Consider the following 19,442-nt stretch of genomic DNA (forward strand, 5'->3'; position numbering starts at 1 on the left):
GCTTATCCTTAAAGCCCTAAACACATGTATTTAATGGTCATGAATTCTTCAAGACCATATTTTGAGCCTTCACGCCCAACACCTGATTGTTTCACACCGCCAAATGGTACAACTTCATTTGAAATTGCAGTGGCATTCATACCGACCATTCCATATTCAAGCTGTTCTGACACTCGCCATAAACGTGAAATATTTTCGCTATAAACATACGCAGCCAAACCAAAGATAGTGTCATTTGCTTGAGCAACCACATCTGCTTCATCTGTAAAGCGAATGAGCGGCGCAACTGGACCAAAAATTTCTTCTTGGACAATTTCCATTGTACGGTCAACGTTAGTTAAAACTGATGGTTCATAAAAGGTTTGTCCTAAAGCATGCTGCTTACCACCACAGGCAATCTTAGCGCCTTTGCTCACTGCATCATCAATTAACTGCTGTGCTTTCAAAACTGCTTTTTCATTAATTAATGGGCCAATTTGTACGCCATCTTCAAGTCCATTACCGACTTTAAACTTTTGTACTTCTTGTACAAACTTCTCGGCAAAAGCTTGATAAATATTGTCATGTACATAAATGCGGTTAGCACAAACACAGGTCTGGCCTGCATTACGAAACTTGGCAAAAATCGCGCCTTGTACAGCTTTATCTAAATCGGCATCATCAAACACAATCAGAGGAGCATTTCCGCCCAACTCAAGCGCCAATTTTTTAATGGTGCTTGAACACTGCTGCATCAGTAAACGGCCCACTGGTGTTGAACCAGTGAAAGTCAACTTCTTCACTTTTTCATGTGAAGTAAATACCGAGCCAATTTCTTGAGATTTACCAGTAACAACATTAATCACACCAGCTGGTATACCTGACTTTTCTGCAAGCTTTGCAATCGCTAATGCACAGTAAGGTGTTTCATTGGCTGGCTTAATCACGACCGTACAACCCGCTGCTAAAGCTGGTGCTGCTTTACGGGTAATCATGGCAATGGGGAAATTCCACGGCGTAATCGCAGCCACCACACCCACAGGTTCTTTACTGATAATAAAGCGCTGCTGGTTATTTACCGTTGGAATCACATCACCATAAATACGCTTGCCTTCTTCGGCAAACCATTGAATAAATGATGCAGCATAGCGAACCTCACCTTTTGCTTCTGCTAAAGGCTTGCCTTGCTCAATGGTCATGATTAAAGCAAGTTCATCGGTATGATCGAGAACCAGTTTATGCCAAGCCAATAAGATATCAGCACGGTTTTGGGCCGTTAAAGCTTTCCAACTTTGTAAAGCCGTATAGGCAGCTTCAACTGCTTGGGTTGCCTCTACCGCTCCCATATTAGGAATTGTGCCAATTTCTTCACCTGTAGCTGGGTTACTCACCGGAACAGTCGCATTTGACTGTGCAGCTAGCCATTGCCCATTAATATAGGCTTGTTGCTGAAATAGTTCAGTACTTTGTAAACTCGACATATCGTCTTCCTAACTGAAGAATCAGGTGTAAGTCATCTTTACACCTGAATAAATCCCTTTGTTTTTATTGATGGTACTGCGCCACAAGATGTTGGAAGTAAGCAATACCATGCTCACTGATACCAGAACGTTGCTTGTCAGTCATGATACGGCCTTGACCACGATAACCACGTGATTTCAATCCACGTTGTACGCTCTCTACCAAGTTCAAATCTTCCGGGCGGAATACATTGCGATACCACTCAATCAAATCTTTTTGATCTTGAGTCAGTTCTTCGTTCGTAAAGTAAATATCGTAATGCTGCAAAGTTGTTTCTGCATCAACAGGGAATTCATAAATAACTGTCATGAAGTTGCTGCCTGGTGGTACGTTGAACATGGTGCAAGGCCAAGTCCAGAAACCATGAAACTCAGGATCTGTTACTGATGGATCAAGTTTGAATGACTTCTCAGATGAACGTGCAAAGCCATATTGCAATGTCCAGTTTTGATGTGTTGTATGCCAGTATTTATCGACTTGTACAGAGTCAGCAAAGCCTGGATGTGCAGGTCCACAGTGGTAGCATTCCATGTAGTTATCAACAATCACTTTCCAGTTTGCTGGTGTTTCTGTCACAAAGCGTGCTGCCAATTTTAAATCTTTAATCACACCACATGCTTGATTTAAACGCTCAGCAAAGCCCGGGAGCTGGTCTTCTACACAAGTCGCATTTTCATCCATATTAATAAATACGAAACCTGCATATTCTTCGACTTTTAAAGGCACCATGCTTGAGTTTTCTTTATCGAAAGATTCAACATGGTCACAGTTACGTGCCAAAGCTAAGCTACCGTCTAGCTTAAACGTCCATGCATGATATGGGCAGGTAATTACATTTTTTGCTTTACCACTACCGCTTAAAAGTTCATGACCACGGTGCGGACACACATTATAAAATGCGCGTAGAACACTATCTTTACCACGAATGATGACAATATTTTCACCAATCACTTTACGGGTAATATAGTCATTTGGCTGAGCCAACTCACTACCATGTGCAACGCAGATCCAGCTTTTAGCAAAGATTGCCTCTTTCTCGTGCTCGAAAACTTGAGATGAAGTATAGAAAACTTTAGGGAAAGTCCATGCAACATCTGGGTTTGCGCAAAAATCTTCAGGTAATTTTTCAACTGCACTCATGTTTTTACTCCATTAAATTCTTTTCGTCCAAATGACTCGATATTACATTGATGTCTTTTCGGCACTGCTCAACATGCGATGTATTGCACTTAGCATGTTTTGATATAAATGTTGAACTTCCGGACAGTCACGCATCAGACGTAGACTGCCATGTAATAAACCTTTACCTAAATGAAACTCGTTAGGGATGCCTGCTTGTTCCAGTTTTTGGGTAAAGAGATAACCGTCATCACTTAAAGGGTCATATTCAGCAACGGCTACAAAACTTGTAGGCATATCTGAAAAATCAGTTGCCAATAAAGGGGCTAGACGTAAATCCTGCCAATCTTGTGAGTCCGGAGCATATTCCTTTAAATAAAAATGCATATCTTCTGTCGTTAACAACGGCGCATGGGCGTGCTTTTGTGCGGATGGGGTATCAAATGCTGTCGTTAAACATGGATAAACCAATGCCAGCCCTTGAGCTTGCAAACCACTATGTTGTAGTTCCACTGCAAAGGCAGCTGCTAAATTACCGCCCGCGCTATCGCCTGCTAGAACGATATTTTCACTATCGATTTGCCAAGCTGAACCATGTTGTTTAAGCCATTGATGAGGTTTTCCTTCTCCAAGCTTAATTTTTCCATATTTACTAAAGGCAAGACCAAAAGTAAAAATGATAGCTAAAAAAGCAAACAGTAATACTGGGGTTGTAAATACCGATGTCGTCCACTGCATCCACGTTGCAGCAATCTTTATCGATTCTTGCGAATAAATCGCCAAACCAGCAACTGAAATAAATACAAACAGTAAGCTGGTTACGGCAAGAAATTTATCCGTATAAATTTTTGTGTTTTGATTATCCATATCCATACATCCATTTTTGGATGGCGTTATTCCATAGCGAATACGTCCATTTTAGTTTGGGCTACACATGATGCAATTGCATCTCCTACCTCATAAGTCTTTGCCTGACCGCCGATATCGGCTGTTTTTGGGCCATTAATTAATACATTCTCAATCGCCTGCATAATATCTTGACCCGCTTGGATACAGCGCTCGTCTTCTTCACCAAAGAATTCGAACATCATGGCACCCGACCAGATCGCAGCGATTGGGTTGGCAATTTGTTTACCGTAAATATCTGGTGCTGAACCATGGACAGGTTCAAACAGTGATGGAAATTTTCTTTCTGGGTTTAAATTTGCCGATGCCGCTAAACCAATGGTTCCCGTACATGCAGGACCTAAATCGGAAAGAATATCGCCAAATAAATTTGATGCCACAACCACATCAAAGCGTTCAGGTTGTAAAACAAAACGAGCCGCTAAAATATCAACATGCTGTTTATCAGCTTGAATTTGTGGATACTGTTTTGCCATCGCATCAACGCGCTCATCCCAGTACGGCATGCTCACTGCAATACCATTTGACTTGGTCGCTGCGGTAATTTTTTTCGCATCTCGCTGATTTGCAAACTCAAATGCATAACGCAAAATTCGGTCTACGCCATGACGTGTAAATACGGCTTCTTGTAAAACAAACTCGCGGTCTGTTCCTTCAAAAGCTTTACCGCCAATCGCTGAGTATTCACCTTCACTATTTTCACGAACCACGTAGAAGTCGATATCGCCTGTTTTTTTACCTACCAATGGACATTTCACACCCGGCATTAAGCGCACTGGACGTAAATTTACATATTGGTCAAAACCACGACGGAACTGGAGCAGCGAACCCCAAAGCGAATATGGTCAGGCACTTTATCTGGCCAGCCTACAGCGCCAAAATAAATTGCATCGTAGCCCTGCAAAGTTTCAAACCAGTCATCTGGCATCATTTTGCCGTGTTCAAGGTAGTAATCGCAGCTTGCCCAATCGAAAGCATCTAACTGAAGATCAATGCCGTACTTCTCTGCTGCTGCCTTTACAACCTTAATACCTTCTGGTAGAACTTCTAAACCAATGCCATCGCCTGCAATCGTGGCAACTTTATATCTTTTTGCCATAAGCTTCCTTCACACCTTCGACTAATATCCTTGTATGGCTTAAACATGATGTTTTAAGCAAAAATGATCAACAACAGAACTATCACTCCAATGGACACGGATCGTGAATAATCTACCTAACCTATCGGATTTAAAGGTTTTTTGCACAGTCGCCAAACTAAAAAGTTTTGTCGAATCTGCTGAGGAACTCGGGACATCGCCAGCTTTTATTAGCAAGCGAATTAATATTCTAGAAAACACGTTGAGCTGCAAACTTTTTCATCGCAGCACGCGTCACGTTAGCCTGACAGAAGATGGCAAACTCATACTTGAGAGAGTTTCAAATATTCTTGAAGAATTTGATGAAGTCTGCGAACTGGTCAATAACCCGCTCAGTACACCTACGGGTCGTATGGATATTATTAGTAGCTTTGGTTTTGGCAGAAAACATGTCGCACCAATTTTGTCTAAATTAATGATGCTGTATCCAAAGCTACAGATTCATTTTGATACCATCGACAATACCAAAGACCTGATTCAACACAGTATTGATTTAGACATTAGAATTGGTAATGAAATTGCACCCAATATGATTGCGAAGAAGCTGGCTTCTAATTTTCGTATTTTGTGCGCGTCACCGAGTTATTTACTTAAACACGGCGTACCTGACAGTATTGAAGATTTGCAAACACATGACTGTTTAACAATTAGTGAACGCGACCAATCCTCGGTTTTATGGAAATTTAGGCATGCTTCCGAAGATGTCTCAGTGCATATCAAACCCCGCTTTGTTTCAAATAACGGCGAAATTATTCATCAACTTGCCATAGAAGGTCACGGTATTATTTTCCGGTCAATTTGGGATGTTGCAGATGAATTGATTACCGGCCAACTTCAGCATATTTTGCCTGAGTACTGGCAAGATGCAGATGTCTGGGCGGTTTATCCATCACGACTCAAAAGCTCCTCCAAACTGCAAACCTGTATTTTGTTTATTCAAAACGAATTGCTCAATCGTTTACAGCATGTGCAAAACCTAAGCCGTGGACAACTCATTTCACCAGCCGTCAAACGAGAACCACCGCCTGAAAAAGTCTTTCTATAAAAAAAAGCCCTAAGTGGGCCTGTTCACTTAGGGCAATAGTTTACTTTTAACTTTTAGAAATAATATCCAATTGAAAGATAAAACAGTTTATCCCAATCATTACTGCTACCTTGTGCAAGGCCATTCGCCCCACCACCTACCATTGGATCGTTTTTACTCATAATATATTCACCCTGAATACCAATGGCTTTGTAATTAAAATAAACACCTGCAATTAAACGCTCAGAGTCTTTATATCCATCCTCATCTTTAAAAAAGCGGCTATGAGAGATATAGGGCTTAATATTTTCAAGTTTGTGGAATGGCTGAGCAAAAGTGTAATTAATTTCATTGACCAAATATTTGCCTTTGTTAGCAACTTGATACGGATAATCAAATGCTCCAATGGTTGAGCTATTTGGCAATAAATTATCACCATTGGTGACATCTTGCTTACCTGCCAAGAACATTCATTGCCATGCTTGATATTGCGTTTGAGCAAATACATTCCATGATTTGCGGTGTCCATCTTCGTCTGTTCTTTTATTTTCTAAATCAGAATACCAAACTGAACCACCTAACTCGGTCGAAAGTTTTTGAGCTTTATCAAGCTCAAATTTTCTAGAAGCTCGAGCAATCCACATATTTTTTTCTTCAATATTGGTTCCTGTAGTTAAATCATCAGCTTCAACGAAATTACCACTATATCGGCTTGAGTCTTTTGATGTCCCCTTATAATTTCCTCCATCAGTTGGATAGAATCCTAAGGTTAAATTGTCTTTGTCATCTGCAAATTTATATTTAATCCCCAGATTATCAATATCTTCTAAACCAACGGTATTTAAAAGCGTTTCGTAATAACTACTTCCCCAAAATTCACCAAAGCCAAAATCAACAGGCTGCAAACCTGCCGTGACTCTTTGTTGGTCAGATAACTTATACCCTACCCAAGCTTTTTTTAGAAAAATCGCATCACACAAGCGATCATATTGATAACAGCGAGCATCTGCTCCTGCAATCCAGTTTGGGTTTTCATAACCCAACACTAATTTAATATCAGTAAGTCGCCAGTCATCATTTTGGGAACCTTCATTCGCCCCGACCACATAATCTTTATGTAAATAGCGAGAACGTACTGCACCAGACACTTTAAATTGACCCGAATCTAAAGTTGGATCACCCCAACTCAAATCAGCTGCAGAGACTTGTGTTCCAGCAGTTAAACTTAGAATTCCTAAAAATAATAATGACCTTTTCATGTCTTCAACATCCTTGTTAAGTGTTATAAGAACATGAAGAAATTGGCTTAGACAAACAATGCCAGAAGTATAAAGTCGGTCTTTACAAACTGTGTTTAATCAAAAAAACAAGCATAAAAAAAGACCACGCAGGAGCGTGGTCTATAAAATGGTGGCTATGACGAGACTTGAACTTGTGACCCCCGCATTATGAGTGCGGTGCTCTAACCAACTGAGCTACATAGCCGTAAACTGTGCGCGCATTATCTTAGCTTCTTAACCGCGCGTCAAGAAAAATTTTCAATAAAATGAGGTGAAGTGAGCCTATAAGCCGGGTTCTGTCGAGGATGGTCATTCCTCTAGGCGTACAATCACTCATACGCTCAAGCGACCTACCCGAATCCAGTACGGGCCGCACCTAGGATTCCTATTTGGTCTTGCTTCTGGTGGGGTTTGCCATGCCGTGAACTGTTACCAGACACGCGGTGCGCTCTTACCGCACCCTTTCACCCTTACCTCACGAATGAGGCGGTCTACTCTCTGCTGCACTTTCCGTCGGCTTTCACCGCCCAGGCGTTACCTGGCACCCTGCCCTATGAAGCCCGGACTTTCCTCTCCTGCTTCAGTCACGGAGACCTCCACAGCAGCGACCATCCGGCTCACTTCGAGGGCGCATATTAACAAATTTATTGACTAATTGCTCGTGCTTTTTTGAGCAATTAATCTTTTATATTTGTCGAGTAACTGTTCTTCCGTTTCCTCATGCTGCGGATCTTTTGGAATACAGTCTACTGGACAAAATAATTGGCACTGTGGCTGGTCATGGTGACCAACGCACTCTGTACATAAATCCGGATTGATTTCATAAATCACTTCGCCCATAAAGATCGCTTCATTGGGACAAACTGGTTCACAAACATCGCAGTTTATGCATTCATCAGTGATATATAACGACACGTTACCAACCTTGTTGATGTTTACGTTCAAAAGCTTCAACCACAGCTTGCGGAACAAACTTGGTTACATCTCCTTTTAAACGAGCAATTTCTCGAATTAATGTCGAAGAAATAAAAGAATACTGTTCAGAAGGTGTTAAAAACACCGCCTCGAAATGTGGATCAAGCTGACGGTTCATATTGGCCAGTTGAAATTCATATTCAAAGTCAGAAACTGCTCTTAAACCACGAAGTACTGCTGTGGCCTTTTGTTCTTTAAAAAAGTTAACCAACAAACCATCAAAACCTACAAACTCAACATTTGATAGATGGCCTAATGATGATTGCGCCAGTGCAACTCTTTCTTCTAAGCTGAACAAAGGGTTTTTATGATGTCCAATTGCAATCGCTACTACAACTTCATCAAACATTCTTGATGCTCTAGTAACTAAATCAACGTGCCCATTCGTGATAGGGTCAAATGTTCCAGGATAAATTACACGCGTTTTAGACATCCGCTAGTACTCTAATTGTATTGTGCGCCTATTTTAGCAAAAGTTATACATGAGACGAAATATTGATATGTGGGAAAAAACTTCACCTTGGCATCAGTTTACGGCACAATAGGGACAATTGTGGAAGTTTGAATTATGGCGAAAGCAACAGTAGTAAAGAAACATAATGGCGGAACCATCGCACAAAACAAACGTGCCCGTCATGATTATTTTATCGAAGAAAAATTTGAAGCTGGCATGTCTTTACTAGGCTGGGAAGTAAAATCTTTACGTGCCGGTCGTATGAGTTTGACAGAAAGTTATGTCATTTTTAAAAATGGTGAAGCATTCTTATTTGGTGCTCAGATTCAACCACTCCTTTCTGCATCTACACATATTGTGCCGGAAGCTACACGTACACGAAAATTATTATTATCTCGTCGTGAACTTGAAAAGCTTATGGGTGCGGTGAACCAAAAAGGTTATTCGTGCGTTCCATTAGCATGTTACTGGAAAGGTCATCTGGTTAAGCTTGAAATTGCACTCGTGAAAGGTAAACAACTTCACGATAAACGAGCGACTGAAAAAGAACGTGACTGGCAACGTGATAAAGCACGTATATTTCATAAGTAATAGACTAAAAAGCCTCTTTATAGAGGCTTTTTTATTTTTCACTAATTTAATCTATATAAAAGCCCAGCAATATATTCACCAAACCATTTAGCCGTATCTAAATCACCTTGTGGCGGTGTAATTTCAACAGGTGCATTATCTGATTGAGTCATCAACCCTAAACAGCTCGATAAACGGTTTAAATCGGTTTCAGTATGGCCTGTTGTCATTAAAGGTAAACCTGACCACAACATGCCGTGCTGCATCGCAAAAATATTAAGTTGTTGCAGAACCGCCAGTTTATCACCACTTAAACCGCCCGAATTTGCAAAACCCGCTGCTAACTTACCCTGCCATAAACGATTTTTCCAACGTTTAGATGTACTATCCATAAACTTTTTAAAATCGGCAGTTACGCTTCCCATATAAGTTGGGGAACCAAAAATAATGCCCTGTGAGGCATCTAAAACATCCCAATCAATATGCTCAATATTCATCACATGTACTTTGACGCCCATCACTTCGGCGCCACTTGCGATAGCAGACGCTACCTTTGCAGTGTGACCATAGGGACTGTGATAGACAATAGAGAGATGTTTTTCAGGCAAAGACATAAGCTTAATATTTTGAGCGATTTTTTCTATTTTATCATTTTATTAAAACTTGCTAAACCTTCCTCTATAAACATGAAATCTCAGTGCTGGCCTTAATTTCTTGAATAAATATGGAAAATTCAAAATAAAAAACTCTCTTATGCTATTTTGAAATTTAAACAACATAAGAGAGTATTATTACAACAATCATATCCTTAAGAAGAAATATGATTTTTCAAAACTACATAAAAACAAAAGTTGCCATACGGCCAGTTTTAGCATCACGGCGGTAAGAAAAATATTCATCTTGCTGTTGGTATGAACACTGATCTCCCCCTAAAACTTTTTCAACTCCTCGTCTCTGTAAGATAAAACGAGCAATTGCATACAAGTCAGCATGAAATTTATTTGGAGCTGCCCCATCAATAAATGCAGTTTCCAATTCAGGATATTTACTACAAAAAGCAGTTTTTACCTCTGCTCCGATTTCAAAGCAAGGTTGACTAATCGCTGCACCCAACCATGCCCATGTTGGAGGGTTCTGCATTGCAGCAACTGTATTTTCAATAATACCTCCCGCTAAACCTCGCCACCCTGCATGTAAGTTAGCAATTTCTGTACCTTCAGCATTACCAAGCACGACAGGTAAACAATCGGCTGTCATCATCATTAACGCATGACCTTTGGTTTGCGTAATCAAGCCGTCGCCAATTAAAGCTGTAAAAGGAATTTGTTCATTTACTGTATGGCAAATCGTGCTATGTGTTTGGGTCATCCATGTCATTTTTTTAACCCCAAACTGAGCAAATTCATCTAACAGTATCATCCGATGCTGCTGGACACGCTGAGCTTCGTCTTTAACGTGCAAAGCAAGGTTAAAACCTGTTAGCTCTGTTTGCTCTGCTGGTAATGCCAAAGGGTGATGAACTCGTGTCTGCCCTACGAATACGCCTTGAGGTAAACCCTGAACAAATTCCATATACCAGTCCTTAATATGCAGCGTTTTCTGTACGTAAAACATTAACCAACTGCGTAAAATCTTCAGGCCATGGTGCTTCGAATAACATTTCTTCACCAGTACGAGGATGTTTTAAGCCCAATTTAGCTGCATGAAGTGCTTGGCGTTTAAAACCGCGTAAAGTTTCGATGAGTAACTCAGATGCCCCTGCCGGAATACGTACACGGTTCATATAAACTTGGTCACCCACCAAACCATGCCCAATATAACTAAAGTGAACGCGAATCTGGTGGGTACGGCCAGTCTCAAGTTGCGCTTGTACACGAGTAAAGTCTCTAAAACGCTCTTTCACGTTATAGTGCGTTACAGCATCACGCCCACCTGGCAAAATTGCCATTTTTACACGGTCAACCGGATGTCTTTTAATCGGCTCATCGATTGTGCCACCTGCAATAATATTGCCATAAGTGACTAAGTCATAAATACGATAAACAGATTTATCTCCCAATTGTTTACTCAAAGAAAATTGTGCTTCGAGATTTTTAGCAACAACTAGTAAACCACTGGTATCTTTATCAATACGATGTACTAGACCAGCACGTGAAAGCTCGGCTGACTTAGGTGAATGGTAAAGCAAAGCATTGACCAAAGTACCCGAGGTATTACCTGCGCCAGGATGAACCACCATACCTACCGGTTTATTAATGACTAAAATATCTTCATCTTCGTAAACAATATCAAGTGGAATATTTTCTGGTTGACTGTTGGTCTGTGCTTCAAGCTCAACATTTAAAGTTAGCGTTTCATTGCCTTCGCAGCGATATTTAGGTTTGACAATGTTACCATTTACCAACAGATGACCTTCTTTCATCCATTGTTTAAGTTTTTCGCGTGAAAACTCACTCCACACCATGGCTGCCACTTGGTCGATACGTTGCCCTAAGTAGCTTTCATCTAACTGAACTTGCAACGATAAACGTGTTGCAGTTGTATCAGAAGTATGGTTATCTGCATCCTCAGAATCTTCTAGTAAATTGAAGTCTGTTTCAGAGAAGTTTGTGTTTGAAGATTGTGCTGAAGTCATTTGATCATTTAGATAAAAGTGGTTTAATAGCGCAATTGTAGCTCATTGCCCAACATAACAGAGGAGTTTTTATGTCGCTACCACGTTATAAAATTACGATGCTTGCCTTATCTTTAGGTGTAGCGTCTGCATTTGTGGGCTGTAGCAGCAATCCAAGTAAAAAAGAAGTGGTCGATACTGGCCCTCAATCTAGTGAACAAGCATATTTTGACAAGGCTCAAAAAGCTCTTGATCGTGGTCAATATCTTGACGCTACCAAATCTTTAGAAGCGATTGATACTTATTATCCAACTGGACAATACGCACAACAAGCACAACTTGAACTTCTCTATTCAAAATTTAAGCAAAAAGATTATGAAGGTGCGATTGCACTCGCAGAACGTTTTATTCGTTTAAATCCTCAGCATCCAAATGTAGATTATGCTTACTACGTACGTGGCGTATCTAATATGGAGATGAACTACGATAGCTTGTTGCGTTACACCTCTTTGCAACAATCTCACCGTGATGTGAGTTATTTAAAAGTTGCATATCAAAACTTTGTTGATCTTATCCGTCGCTTCCCAAGTAGCCAGTATTCTGTCGATGCAGCACAGCGTATGAAGTTTATTGGACAAGAGCTTGCTGAAAGTGAAATGAATGCAGCTCGTTTTAACGTTAAACGTAAAGCGTGGATTGCCGCGGCTGAACGTTCACAATGGGTGATTGAACACTATCCACAAACACCTCAAGTACCAGAAGCTTTAGCAACTTTGGCATATAGCTATGATCAATTAGGTGATAAGGCAACTTCGCAACAATACATCGAAGTTTTAAAACTTAATTATCCGAGCCTTGTCAATAAAAACGGCACTGTCAACATGCGTGCTGCACGTAAAGAAGGTAACTGGATCAACCGTGCAACCTTAGGTATTCTTGGTCGTGAATCTAAGTCTGTAACACCAGATACGACTACTTCTTCTGAAGCTGAACCAAAACGTAGTCTACTAAACCGCGTAAGCTTTGGTTTAATTGGTAACTCGGGTAAAGAAGAAGCTGAAGAAACAACTAACACACCTGTTGAAGCAGCAAAAAGTGAACGTAGTTGGACTAATCGCTTAAGCTTCGGTTTACTAGATAAACCTGAGCCAAAAGCAGCAGAAGGCGCAACAATTGCACCAGCAACGTCTTCGAGTGAAGCACCGAGTGCCTCACCAGCAGATAACGAAGCAGATGACGCTGCTCAATAAGCAATAAAAGCTTAAAAATAACCAACAAACAGGCAAGTAATATCACTTGCCTGTTTGTTTTTATAAAATAGTAAAATATTTATCGGGCATATCTCGATTCATCATGTCAGAATAATCTGACCTATCGCATCATTAGTTTAAACACGGTTATCTGAATTATGGCAATTCCACAGCATACGATTGATCAGATCTTAGATCGCACAGATATTGTCGATCTGATTGGTCAACGTGTGAAACTGAAAAAAACCGGACGAACTTATTCTGGTTGTTGCCCTTTTCATCAAGAGAAAACGCCTTCTTTCCATGTTTACCGCGATAAACAGTATTATCACTGCTTTGGCTGTCAGGCGAACGGAAATGCCATTCGCTTCCTAATGGACATTGATAACCGAAACTTTATTGATGTGATGAAGGAGTTATCGAGTAATACGGGAGTCGAATTACCAAAAGATAATACTGATAATAAAAAACTGTCTTATACACGCCAAGTTATAAAACCATCAACACCGCCCAAAACGGTTGCTGAACCGACTACTCAAGCACCTATAGAAGATCAGTACAATACGTTTGAACCCGTATATTTTGATGATCCCTTTGCCCAGTTTGAACAGCCATTTAGCTTTGATGAGCCAGTACAAGAAGGTAATTTATATGACCTTCTAGAAAATGTTGCCCAGTTTTATGAACATCAATTACCGACTAGTCAAAAAGCTAAAAATTACTTTAAGCAACGCGGTTTAAGTGACCAGACTATTCAGTTCTGGCGTTTAGGTTATGCTCCTGAAGACTGGCAGCATCTAGAAAAAGCTTTCCCTTATGATATTGAGGGCTTAAAGCAACTTGGTCTCATCCGTTCAAGTGACAGTGGTCGTGACTTTGACCTTTTACGTGATCGTGTTATTTTTCCAATTCGGGACCCTAAAGGCCGTGTAGTTGGCTTTGGTGGTCGTGCGCTCAATGATGAAATTAAGCCTAAATACATCAACTCGCCCGATTCGGAAGTATTCCATAAAAATCAATTACTGTATGGGCTATATGAAGGCCGAAAATTAAAAGCAAATGACTGGTTAATGGTCGAAGGATATATGGATGTCATTGCTTTACAGCAATATGGCATTACTGGTGCAGTTGCGACTTTAGGAACAGCAAGTAATACCGAACACCTTAATATCTTATTTAAACAAAATAACCGGATTACGATTGCTTTTGACGGTGATGCTGCAGGTCAAAAGGCCGCACGCCGAACTTTAGAAATTGCATTACCCTTACTCAATGATGGTCGTGAGCTCAAATTCTTTGTATTGCCAAATGACCATGACCCTGACTCTTTAATCCGCCGTGAAGGGGTGGAAAATTTCCAGAAGCTTCTACAGCAAGCTCCTTTACTTTCTGACTTTGTTTTTGCTCATCTTACTGCGCAACATGACATTAGTACGCCCGAAGGTAAGAGTCTTGTTATGGGCGAATTAAGAGAATTGACCGAGTTATTGCCAAAACAAGGGTCTTTTCGCTATCTACTAACCCAATCTTTCCGTGAAAAATTAGGCTTAGGTAAGCGCTTCACGCCACAAATTAGCCACGATGCATCACTATCTTTTAATATTCAAACGAAAGATGAAGACTTTGCAATTGCAATTTTGATGCACCATCCGTTTCTTTATATTCATTTTGAAGGATTAAGGGCTTATATTCCGCAAGATGAGCTGTTGGCTAAAATATTAGCAATTTTAAACCGTATATTTGACGAATTGCCTGATGACCAAGAACTAGCTACCTACTATGTTTTAGGTGCTTGTAGCACTTATTGCCATGAAATTGCAGATATTATGCAAAGGACCAATATTCAAGCCTTAACTCAAGCACCGGAAGTAGCAGATAAACTCGCAAAAGAATATGCTTTAGGCTTACAAGAAAGATATTTACGTCAAAAACTAAAATCTAAAATCTCATTAGTTGAGTCAAGAAACTTAAGACAACAACTCAATGAACTTACCAAACAGATTAGCTTAAGACTTCTTTCTTAACGTTTGGGTTTTCGCTCGTGATCAAATACATCCTGTAAATGCTGCTGTAACCATTCAAAATAGTCTGGGCTCTCTGCTTTTGCAGCTTCACGCAACAACATAGAGGTCGGATGTATTAGTTTTTGCGTCAAACGATGGGCAAATTGCTGCAACACTTGCTCAGGATTTCCACCATGATGCAGAGCCTCTAATGCATGGGTAAGCTCTCGCTGGCTAATTTCTTCACTATGTTGGCGATAAGCATGAATTGTACTGCCCGCCTCTTTGACTTTTTGATGCGTAATTAGCTGGGTGGCTAGCTGATTAACCATCACCTCAGCTTCAACAGCTGCTTGACGACGTTGAGCCAAGTTTTCATCAATCACACTTTGTAGATCATCTACGCCGTATAAATACACTCCATCAAGCGACTCTACTTTAGGGTCAATATCACGCGGTACAGCTAAATCGACCATTAACATTTGCTGATAACGGCGTTTTTTTAATGCAGTTTTGACATCTGCATAAGCAATAACCTGATGCAAACTACCCGTACAACTTGAAACAACATCGGCACGATATAGATTCTCAGCCAAATCTGAAAAATCAATAATCTCAACTTCAACTTGATGTGCAATTTCTTGGGCCAATTGATCGGCGCGTTCACGGCTACGATTACAAATAATCATCTTGGCAACGCCCATTTCGGCTAAATGCTTGGCAACAAGGCTGTTCATTTCGCCAGCAGCAACCACCATAACTGTTAGTTTTTCAGGTTTACTAAAAACCTGTAAAGCGAGCTGGGCAACTGCATAACCCATTGAAACGGCATGACTACCTACAGCTGTTTCAGAGCGCACACGTTTAGCGGCGTAAAAAGCGTACTCAAATACACTATTTAATTCTGGAGAAACTGTTTGCGCTTCTTTAGACAATGCTAGAGCACTTTTCACCTGCCCTAAAATTTGCGGTTCGCCCAACATGAGTGAGTCCAAACCACTTGCTACACGCATTAAATGTGTGATGGCTTGAGCATTTTCGTAACGATAAACATGATGAATTAACTGCTTTACATCAATATTATTGGCATCAGCTAACCATTTCAGAAGGCTTTCGGCATCTTCCGCCATGGCGTAGACTTCTGTACGGTTACACGTTGAGACAACCACTAAGTCTTTTAAAGACTCGTGATGACGTTGTTCGGCAAGCAAATTACTTAATCGCTCTGCATTGAAAGCAATTTGCTCGCGGAGTTCTACAGAAGCTGTTTGATGGTTGACACCCAATGCAAAGAAAGACATATCAGATCATCATTTCGCTAAATTTATGCTATTGTGCAACATCGGTGTCATAAAAAGCATTACTTTGGATCAATAAAAATTGCGTCAAATGAATAGCCGTATTAATTTTAACGGTGCTTCGATAAGACAGTATTCTACCACATTCTTATTGTTAGGTAGCATGTCCTCATATGTCTATGCACGTCCAGTGCAAGAGACCTATGCCGTGCATTCATTTGATCAGGCTTTACAGCAGAGTATGGTTGCTGAATTTGCCTTAGCTTATGACGATATTCCCACAGCACTGCACAATTACACAGTGCTTGCGATAAAAAGCAACTCAACAACAATTAAACAGCGTGCATTAGACGTTGCACTTGAATATAACGACTTACAAGCTGCATTAAATATTGCAACACATTGGGTTGTTCAAGAGCCTAAAGATGTCCCTGCTCTATTTTATTTATCGCATATTGCGCTAAAAACACACGAATATCAGCTTGCTGCCGAGACTTTAGATAAAATTTTAAAAATAGATCCAACTGCCGATCTTGAACAAATTTTGGCAAGCATTGCACCTGAAAATGCACAGGATCGAGAAGTTTTATTAACTGCTTTACGTTCTAGTGCAGAGAAAGACAACCCATCCATCTTAGCGCTTATTGCCAACCTAGAAGCACAAAATGGTCAGTTAGAACCAGCCTTAAGTACCATTAATCGCGCACTACGCCGTCGCCCTAAAGTGACCAGCTTTATCTTAATGAAAGCCAATTTACTAATCGCACTCAGTGATCAGGAAGGTGCTTTAAAATGGTATGCAAAATCAAGCCGTAAATATAAGAAAAACCTAGATATTCGCCTAGCCGAAGTACGTTATCTCATCCAGATTAATCAACCCCAGCTTGCTCTTGAAAAATTAGAGAAAATTATTGAAAGCAATCCTCATGCTGAAGAGGCTTTGTTTATTGCTGGTTTAACCAGTATTGACCTTAAGCAATATGACAAAGCAGAACAATATCTGGTTGATTTACGCAACTCTGCAAAATATCAAAATGAGGCGTATTACTACTTAGCGATTAATGCTGAAAGAAAACAACATTATGAAACTGCTAAAGCTTACTACCGTTTAGTCGATGGTAGTTTGTATATTGTTTCAAGACGCAATCTCATTGCGATCTATGATAAACAAGAAAACTTACACGACGCTTTACGCTTTTTAACCCAAGAGCGAGTCAATTATCCTCAGCATGCAAGCTTTCTTTACCAAGCTCAAGCTGAAATTTTAAAGAAGATGGGCAATAAAAAAGCTGCATTAAATTTATTAGATGAAGCGATCAAAAACTTACCAGATGATCCGGAGCTCATCTATGCAGAAGTTTTATTATTAGACCCTTATACTGACCGCGATAAACTCGATAAAACACTCAAACAATTATTGCAGTTAGAACCCAATAGCCCAACGTATCTAAACGCCTATGCTTATACATTAGCTTTGCAAAATCGTAGGCTTAAGGAAGCACGTCAATATGCTGAACAGGCTTTAGAATATGCCCCAGAACAAGCTTCTATTCTGGATACGCTAGGCTATATCGCATTTTTACAAAATGATTATGAAGCGGCTGCGGAAGCTTTAGGCAAAGCATATGAACTAAGTCATAACATAAATATTGGCATTCGTTACGCTAAGGCACTTTATATGCAAGGATCATTAACTCAGTTCAGTGCCGTGTTACAACAACTGAAACAAAAGCACGCAAATGATCCACAATTACAACAACTTGATGCGTTAATTTTACCTACATCTGCAAAAAAGAGTTAAATTTATGAGCAAACTTGCCCAACTGTGCACAGCGATCTGTGGATCAAGTGTTTTATTTTTAACCGGTTGTCAGCATTTTACTCAACCTAAAGCTGCAGTTACCCACCAAGTACAAGACGAAAAACACTTCAATTTACAAGGTAAAATTGGAGTACGCACCCCCCAACAAACTGGTAGTGCATTCTTTACATGGATTCAACAGCAAGACAATTTCGATATCGAATTAAGCGGTATTTTAGGTGTTGGAAAAACACAAATTCAGGGTAAACCTGGTGAAGTTACTCTAAACAGTGCTAAAACTGGACTGATTACGGCTGCATCTCCTGAAGAACTTTTAGAGCGTGCAACTGGCTGGCAAGCACCAATTACTCATTTAACCAGTTGGATTTTAGCGAAACCTGCAACTTTAAATGCTCAAATTAGTAAAGATAATGCAAATCGTGTGAGCCAACTCATCGAAGATGGCTGGACAGTTAATTTTAGTTATGATGGTGAACAAACTCTACCAAATAAACTGGTTTTAAAGCAGGCTCTTGCTGAAGATAAAGAAAACCGTATTACAATGGTGATCCAAAACCGCTAATCCTTATTATATAAATCTATGATTCGAGTACCTTCTCCAGCTAAGCTCAACCTGTTTTTGCATATCACAGGACGTCGTGAAAATGGTTACCATGAACTACAAACCATTTTCCAACTTATTGATTTATATGACTGGATGACATTTATGCCTATATCTGAAGATGAGATTCAGATTAAAGGTTTAGGTGAGGTTCAACTTGAGCAAAATCTGATTTATCGGGCGGCACAGATATTACGTCCTCACGCTCAAAATCCTTGCGGACTCCATATAAAAATTGAAAAAAATATTCCGATGGGTGCTGGTTTAGGTGGCGGTTCTTCCAATGCAGCAACGACGCTTATTGTCTTAAATCAATTATGGCAATGTGGTCTAACTGAAGAACAATTAGCTCAGTTCGGTGTCAAGCTTGGTGCCGATGTTCCAATTTTTATTTATGGGTTAAATGCATGGGCTGAAGGGATTGGTGAACATTTATCATTCATAGACTTAGATCAAAAACAATTCATTGTTTTAAAACCTGATTGTTTTATCAGCACTCAACTGCTTTTTTCACAAAAAACATTGACAAGAGATTCTAAGCCCACTACATTTTGCGCCTATCAGTTAGAACCTTCTAATTTCGGAAATAACTTTGAGCCTCTGGCTAGAGAGTTATACCCTGAAGTTGAAGAAGCAATGCAATATCTCGACCAGTTTGGTCATGCAAAGCTTACAGGTACAGGTGCTTGTGTTTTTGCTGAGGTAACCGATGAAATGAATGTTGACGACATTCTTAAACATGCACCATGTAAAGCTTACTTGGTACATAGTTTAAAAGAATCTCCTTTACGTCATTTTAAAGTTGCAAGTTAGGGGCGTCGCCAAGTGGTAAGGCAGCGGGTTTTGATCCCGCCATCCGTTGGTTCGAATCCAGCCGCCCCTGCCATT

At 40.2% G+C, this 19,442-nt stretch carries 15 protein-coding genes, 2 tRNA genes, 1 other RNA gene and 4 pseudogenes; 8 read left to right on the forward strand and 14 right to left on the reverse strand.

What is annotated here, in order from left to right; genetic code table 11:
• Positions 1-8: 8 nt before the first annotated feature.
• The 5 genes and pseudogenes from G9371_RS10650 to G9371_RS10670 all read right to left on the reverse strand — a co-directional run bounded on the left by G9371_RS10650 (position 9) and on the right by G9371_RS10670 (position 4,624).
• Positions 9-1,460, reverse strand: a complete 1,452-nt coding sequence (locus tag G9371_RS10650) for an NAD-dependent succinate-semialdehyde dehydrogenase (RefSeq protein WP_002059762.1) — start codon at positions 1,458-1,460, stop codon at positions 9-11.
• A 64-nt stretch (positions 1,461-1,524) separates the two neighbouring features.
• The gene (cntA, locus tag G9371_RS10655) at positions 1,525-2,640 is read right to left on the reverse strand and encodes a carnitine monooxygenase subunit alpha (protein ID WP_001277084.1); all 1,116 of its coding nucleotides are present in this window, start codon (positions 2,638-2,640) and stop codon (positions 1,525-1,527) included.
• 42 nt (positions 2,641-2,682) lie between these two features.
• Positions 2,683-3,234: pseudogene (locus G9371_RS10660) on the reverse strand (alpha/beta hydrolase fold domain-containing protein); the annotation flags it as partial.
• A pseudogene (locus G9371_RS10665) lies at positions 3,235-3,492 on the reverse strand (BCCT family transporter); the annotation flags it as partial.
• Positions 3,493-3,512: 20 nt separating this feature from the next.
• A pseudogene (locus tag G9371_RS10670) lies at positions 3,513-4,624 on the reverse strand (tartrate dehydrogenase).
• 103 nt (positions 4,625-4,727) lie between these two features.
• Between G9371_RS10670 and G9371_RS10675 the strand changes: the two are divergent.
• Positions 4,728-5,708 carry a LysR family transcriptional regulator gene (locus G9371_RS10675; RefSeq protein ID WP_001061609.1) on the forward strand — a complete coding sequence of 327 codons (981 nt, stop codon included), beginning with the start codon at positions 4,728-4,730 and terminating at the stop codon, positions 5,706-5,708.
• Positions 5,709-5,761: 53 nt separating this feature from the next.
• Here G9371_RS10675 and G9371_RS10680 read toward each other — a convergent pair.
• From G9371_RS10680 to coaD, 5 genes and pseudogenes are all read right to left on the reverse strand, one after another.
• Positions 5,762-6,946 (reverse strand): annotated as a pseudogene (locus G9371_RS10680) (porin).
• Positions 6,947-7,095: 149 nt separating this feature from the next.
• Positions 7,096-7,172: transfer RNA gene (locus G9371_RS10685), tRNA-Met, on the reverse strand.
• A gap of 64 nt (positions 7,173-7,236) precedes the next feature.
• Positions 7,237-7,591: RNase P RNA component class A (gene rnpB, locus G9371_RS10690), an RNA gene on the reverse strand.
• 27 nt (positions 7,592-7,618) lie between these two features.
• Positions 7,619-7,882, reverse strand: a complete 264-nt coding sequence (locus G9371_RS10695) for a YfhL family 4Fe-4S dicluster ferredoxin (protein ID WP_001979799.1) — start codon at positions 7,880-7,882, stop codon at positions 7,619-7,621.
• 1 nt (position 7,883) lies between these two features.
• Positions 7,884-8,375, reverse strand: a complete 492-nt coding sequence (coaD, locus tag G9371_RS10700; RefSeq protein WP_000047853.1) for a pantetheine-phosphate adenylyltransferase — start codon at positions 8,373-8,375, stop codon at positions 7,884-7,886.
• 135 nt (positions 8,376-8,510) lie between these two features.
• On the opposite strand from coaD, the gene smpB reads away from it, so the two are divergent.
• On the forward strand, positions 8,511-8,987 hold the full coding sequence (gene smpB / locus G9371_RS10705) for an SsrA-binding protein SmpB (protein WP_001029798.1): 477 nt from the start codon (positions 8,511-8,513) through the stop codon (positions 8,985-8,987).
• A gap of 41 nt (positions 8,988-9,028) precedes the next feature.
• On the opposite strand, the gene G9371_RS10710 is transcribed toward smpB, so the two are convergent.
• From G9371_RS10710 to rluD, 3 genes are all read right to left on the reverse strand, one after another.
• Positions 9,029-9,580, reverse strand: a complete 552-nt coding sequence (locus G9371_RS10710; RefSeq protein ID WP_000056378.1) for a flavodoxin family protein — start codon at positions 9,578-9,580, stop codon at positions 9,029-9,031.
• A 220-nt stretch (positions 9,581-9,800) separates the two neighbouring features.
• Positions 9,801-10,538: a peptidoglycan editing factor PgeF gene (pgeF, locus tag G9371_RS10715; RefSeq protein WP_000397510.1), complete on the reverse strand. Its 738-nt coding sequence runs from the start codon at positions 10,536-10,538 to the stop codon at positions 9,801-9,803.
• Between the two features lie 10 nt (positions 10,539-10,548).
• On the reverse strand, positions 10,549-11,601 hold the full coding sequence (rluD, locus tag G9371_RS10720) for a 23S rRNA pseudouridine(1911/1915/1917) synthase RluD (RefSeq protein ID WP_000199621.1): 1,053 nt from the start codon (positions 11,599-11,601) through the stop codon (positions 10,549-10,551).
• Between the two features lie 71 nt (positions 11,602-11,672).
• Between rluD and G9371_RS10725 the strand changes: the two genes are divergently transcribed.
• The gene (locus G9371_RS10725) at positions 11,673-12,830 is read left to right on the forward strand and encodes an outer membrane protein assembly factor BamD (RefSeq protein ID WP_000056806.1); all 1,158 of its coding nucleotides are present in this window, start codon (positions 11,673-11,675) and stop codon (positions 12,828-12,830) included.
• Positions 12,831-12,988: 158 nt separating this feature from the next.
• Entirely contained in the window at positions 12,989-14,854 is a 1,866-nt protein-coding gene (locus G9371_RS10730; RefSeq protein ID WP_029423877.1) for a DNA primase, read from the forward strand.
• On the opposite strand, the gene hemA is transcribed toward G9371_RS10730, so the two are convergent.
• Positions 14,851-16,134, reverse strand: a complete 1,284-nt coding sequence (gene hemA / locus G9371_RS10735; RefSeq protein ID WP_000007423.1) for a glutamyl-tRNA reductase — start codon at positions 16,132-16,134, stop codon at positions 14,851-14,853. The genes G9371_RS10730 and hemA overlap by 4 nt on opposite strands.
• A gap of 88 nt (positions 16,135-16,222) precedes the next feature.
• Between hemA and G9371_RS10740 the strand changes: the two genes are divergently transcribed.
• From G9371_RS10740 to G9371_RS10755, 4 genes are all read left to right on the forward strand, one after another.
• Entirely contained in the window at positions 16,223-17,932 is a 1,710-nt protein-coding gene (locus G9371_RS10740; RefSeq protein WP_001088484.1) for a tetratricopeptide repeat protein, read from the forward strand.
• A 4-nt stretch (positions 17,933-17,936) separates the two neighbouring features.
• The gene (lolB, locus tag G9371_RS10745; RefSeq protein ID WP_000039821.1) at positions 17,937-18,515 is read left to right on the forward strand and encodes a lipoprotein insertase outer membrane protein LolB; all 579 of its coding nucleotides are present in this window, start codon (positions 17,937-17,939) and stop codon (positions 18,513-18,515) included.
• Positions 18,516-18,533: 18 nt separating this feature from the next.
• Positions 18,534-19,367, forward strand: coding sequence for a 4-(cytidine 5'-diphospho)-2-C-methyl-D-erythritol kinase (ispE, locus tag G9371_RS10750; RefSeq protein ID WP_165471269.1), 834 nt, complete (start codon positions 18,534-18,536; stop codon positions 19,365-19,367).
• A tRNA-Gln gene (locus G9371_RS10755) sits at positions 19,366-19,440 on the forward strand. Before ispE ends, G9371_RS10755 begins: the two co-directional genes overlap by 2 nt.
• The last annotated feature ends 2 nt before the right edge of the window (positions 19,441-19,442 follow it).

The sequence above is a fragment of the Acinetobacter sp. EKM10A genome, from assembly GCF_011075215.1.
Taxonomy (GTDB): domain Bacteria; phylum Pseudomonadota; class Gammaproteobacteria; order Pseudomonadales; family Moraxellaceae; genus Acinetobacter; species Acinetobacter baumannii.

Excerpts from the sequence above, each read along its gene's own strand:
- G9371_RS10650 (WP_002059762.1), bottom strand. The coding sequence starts at position 1,460 with ATGTCGAGTTTACAAAGTACTGAACTATTTCAGCAACAAGCCTATATT.
- cntA (WP_001277084.1), bottom strand. The coding sequence starts at position 2,640 with ATGAGTGCAGTTGAAAAATTACCTGAAGATTTTTGCGCAAACCCAGAT.
- coaD (WP_000047853.1), bottom strand. The coding sequence starts at position 8,375 with ATGTCTAAAACGCGTGTAATTTATCCTGGAACATTTGACCCTATCACG.
- smpB (WP_001029798.1), top strand. The coding sequence starts at position 8,511 with ATGGCGAAAGCAACAGTAGTAAAGAAACATAATGGCGGAACCATCGCA.
- G9371_RS10710 (WP_000056378.1), bottom strand. The coding sequence starts at position 9,580 with ATGTCTTTGCCTGAAAAACATCTCTCTATTGTCTATCACAGTCCCTAT.
- pgeF (WP_000397510.1), bottom strand. The coding sequence starts at position 10,538 with ATGGAATTTGTTCAGGGTTTACCTCAAGGCGTATTCGTAGGGCAGACA.
- rluD (WP_000199621.1), bottom strand. The coding sequence starts at position 11,601 with ATGACTTCAGCACAATCTTCAAACACAAACTTCTCTGAAACAGACTTC.
- G9371_RS10725 (WP_000056806.1), top strand. The coding sequence starts at position 11,673 with ATGTCGCTACCACGTTATAAAATTACGATGCTTGCCTTATCTTTAGGT.
- G9371_RS10730 (WP_029423877.1), top strand. The coding sequence starts at position 12,989 with ATGGCAATTCCACAGCATACGATTGATCAGATCTTAGATCGCACAGAT.
- hemA (WP_000007423.1), bottom strand. The coding sequence starts at position 16,134 with ATGTCTTTCTTTGCATTGGGTGTCAACCATCAAACAGCTTCTGTAGAA.
- G9371_RS10740 (WP_001088484.1), top strand. The coding sequence starts at position 16,223 with ATGAATAGCCGTATTAATTTTAACGGTGCTTCGATAAGACAGTATTCT.
- lolB (WP_000039821.1), top strand. The coding sequence starts at position 17,937 with ATGAGCAAACTTGCCCAACTGTGCACAGCGATCTGTGGATCAAGTGTT.
- ispE (WP_165471269.1), top strand. The coding sequence starts at position 18,534 with ATGATTCGAGTACCTTCTCCAGCTAAGCTCAACCTGTTTTTGCATATC.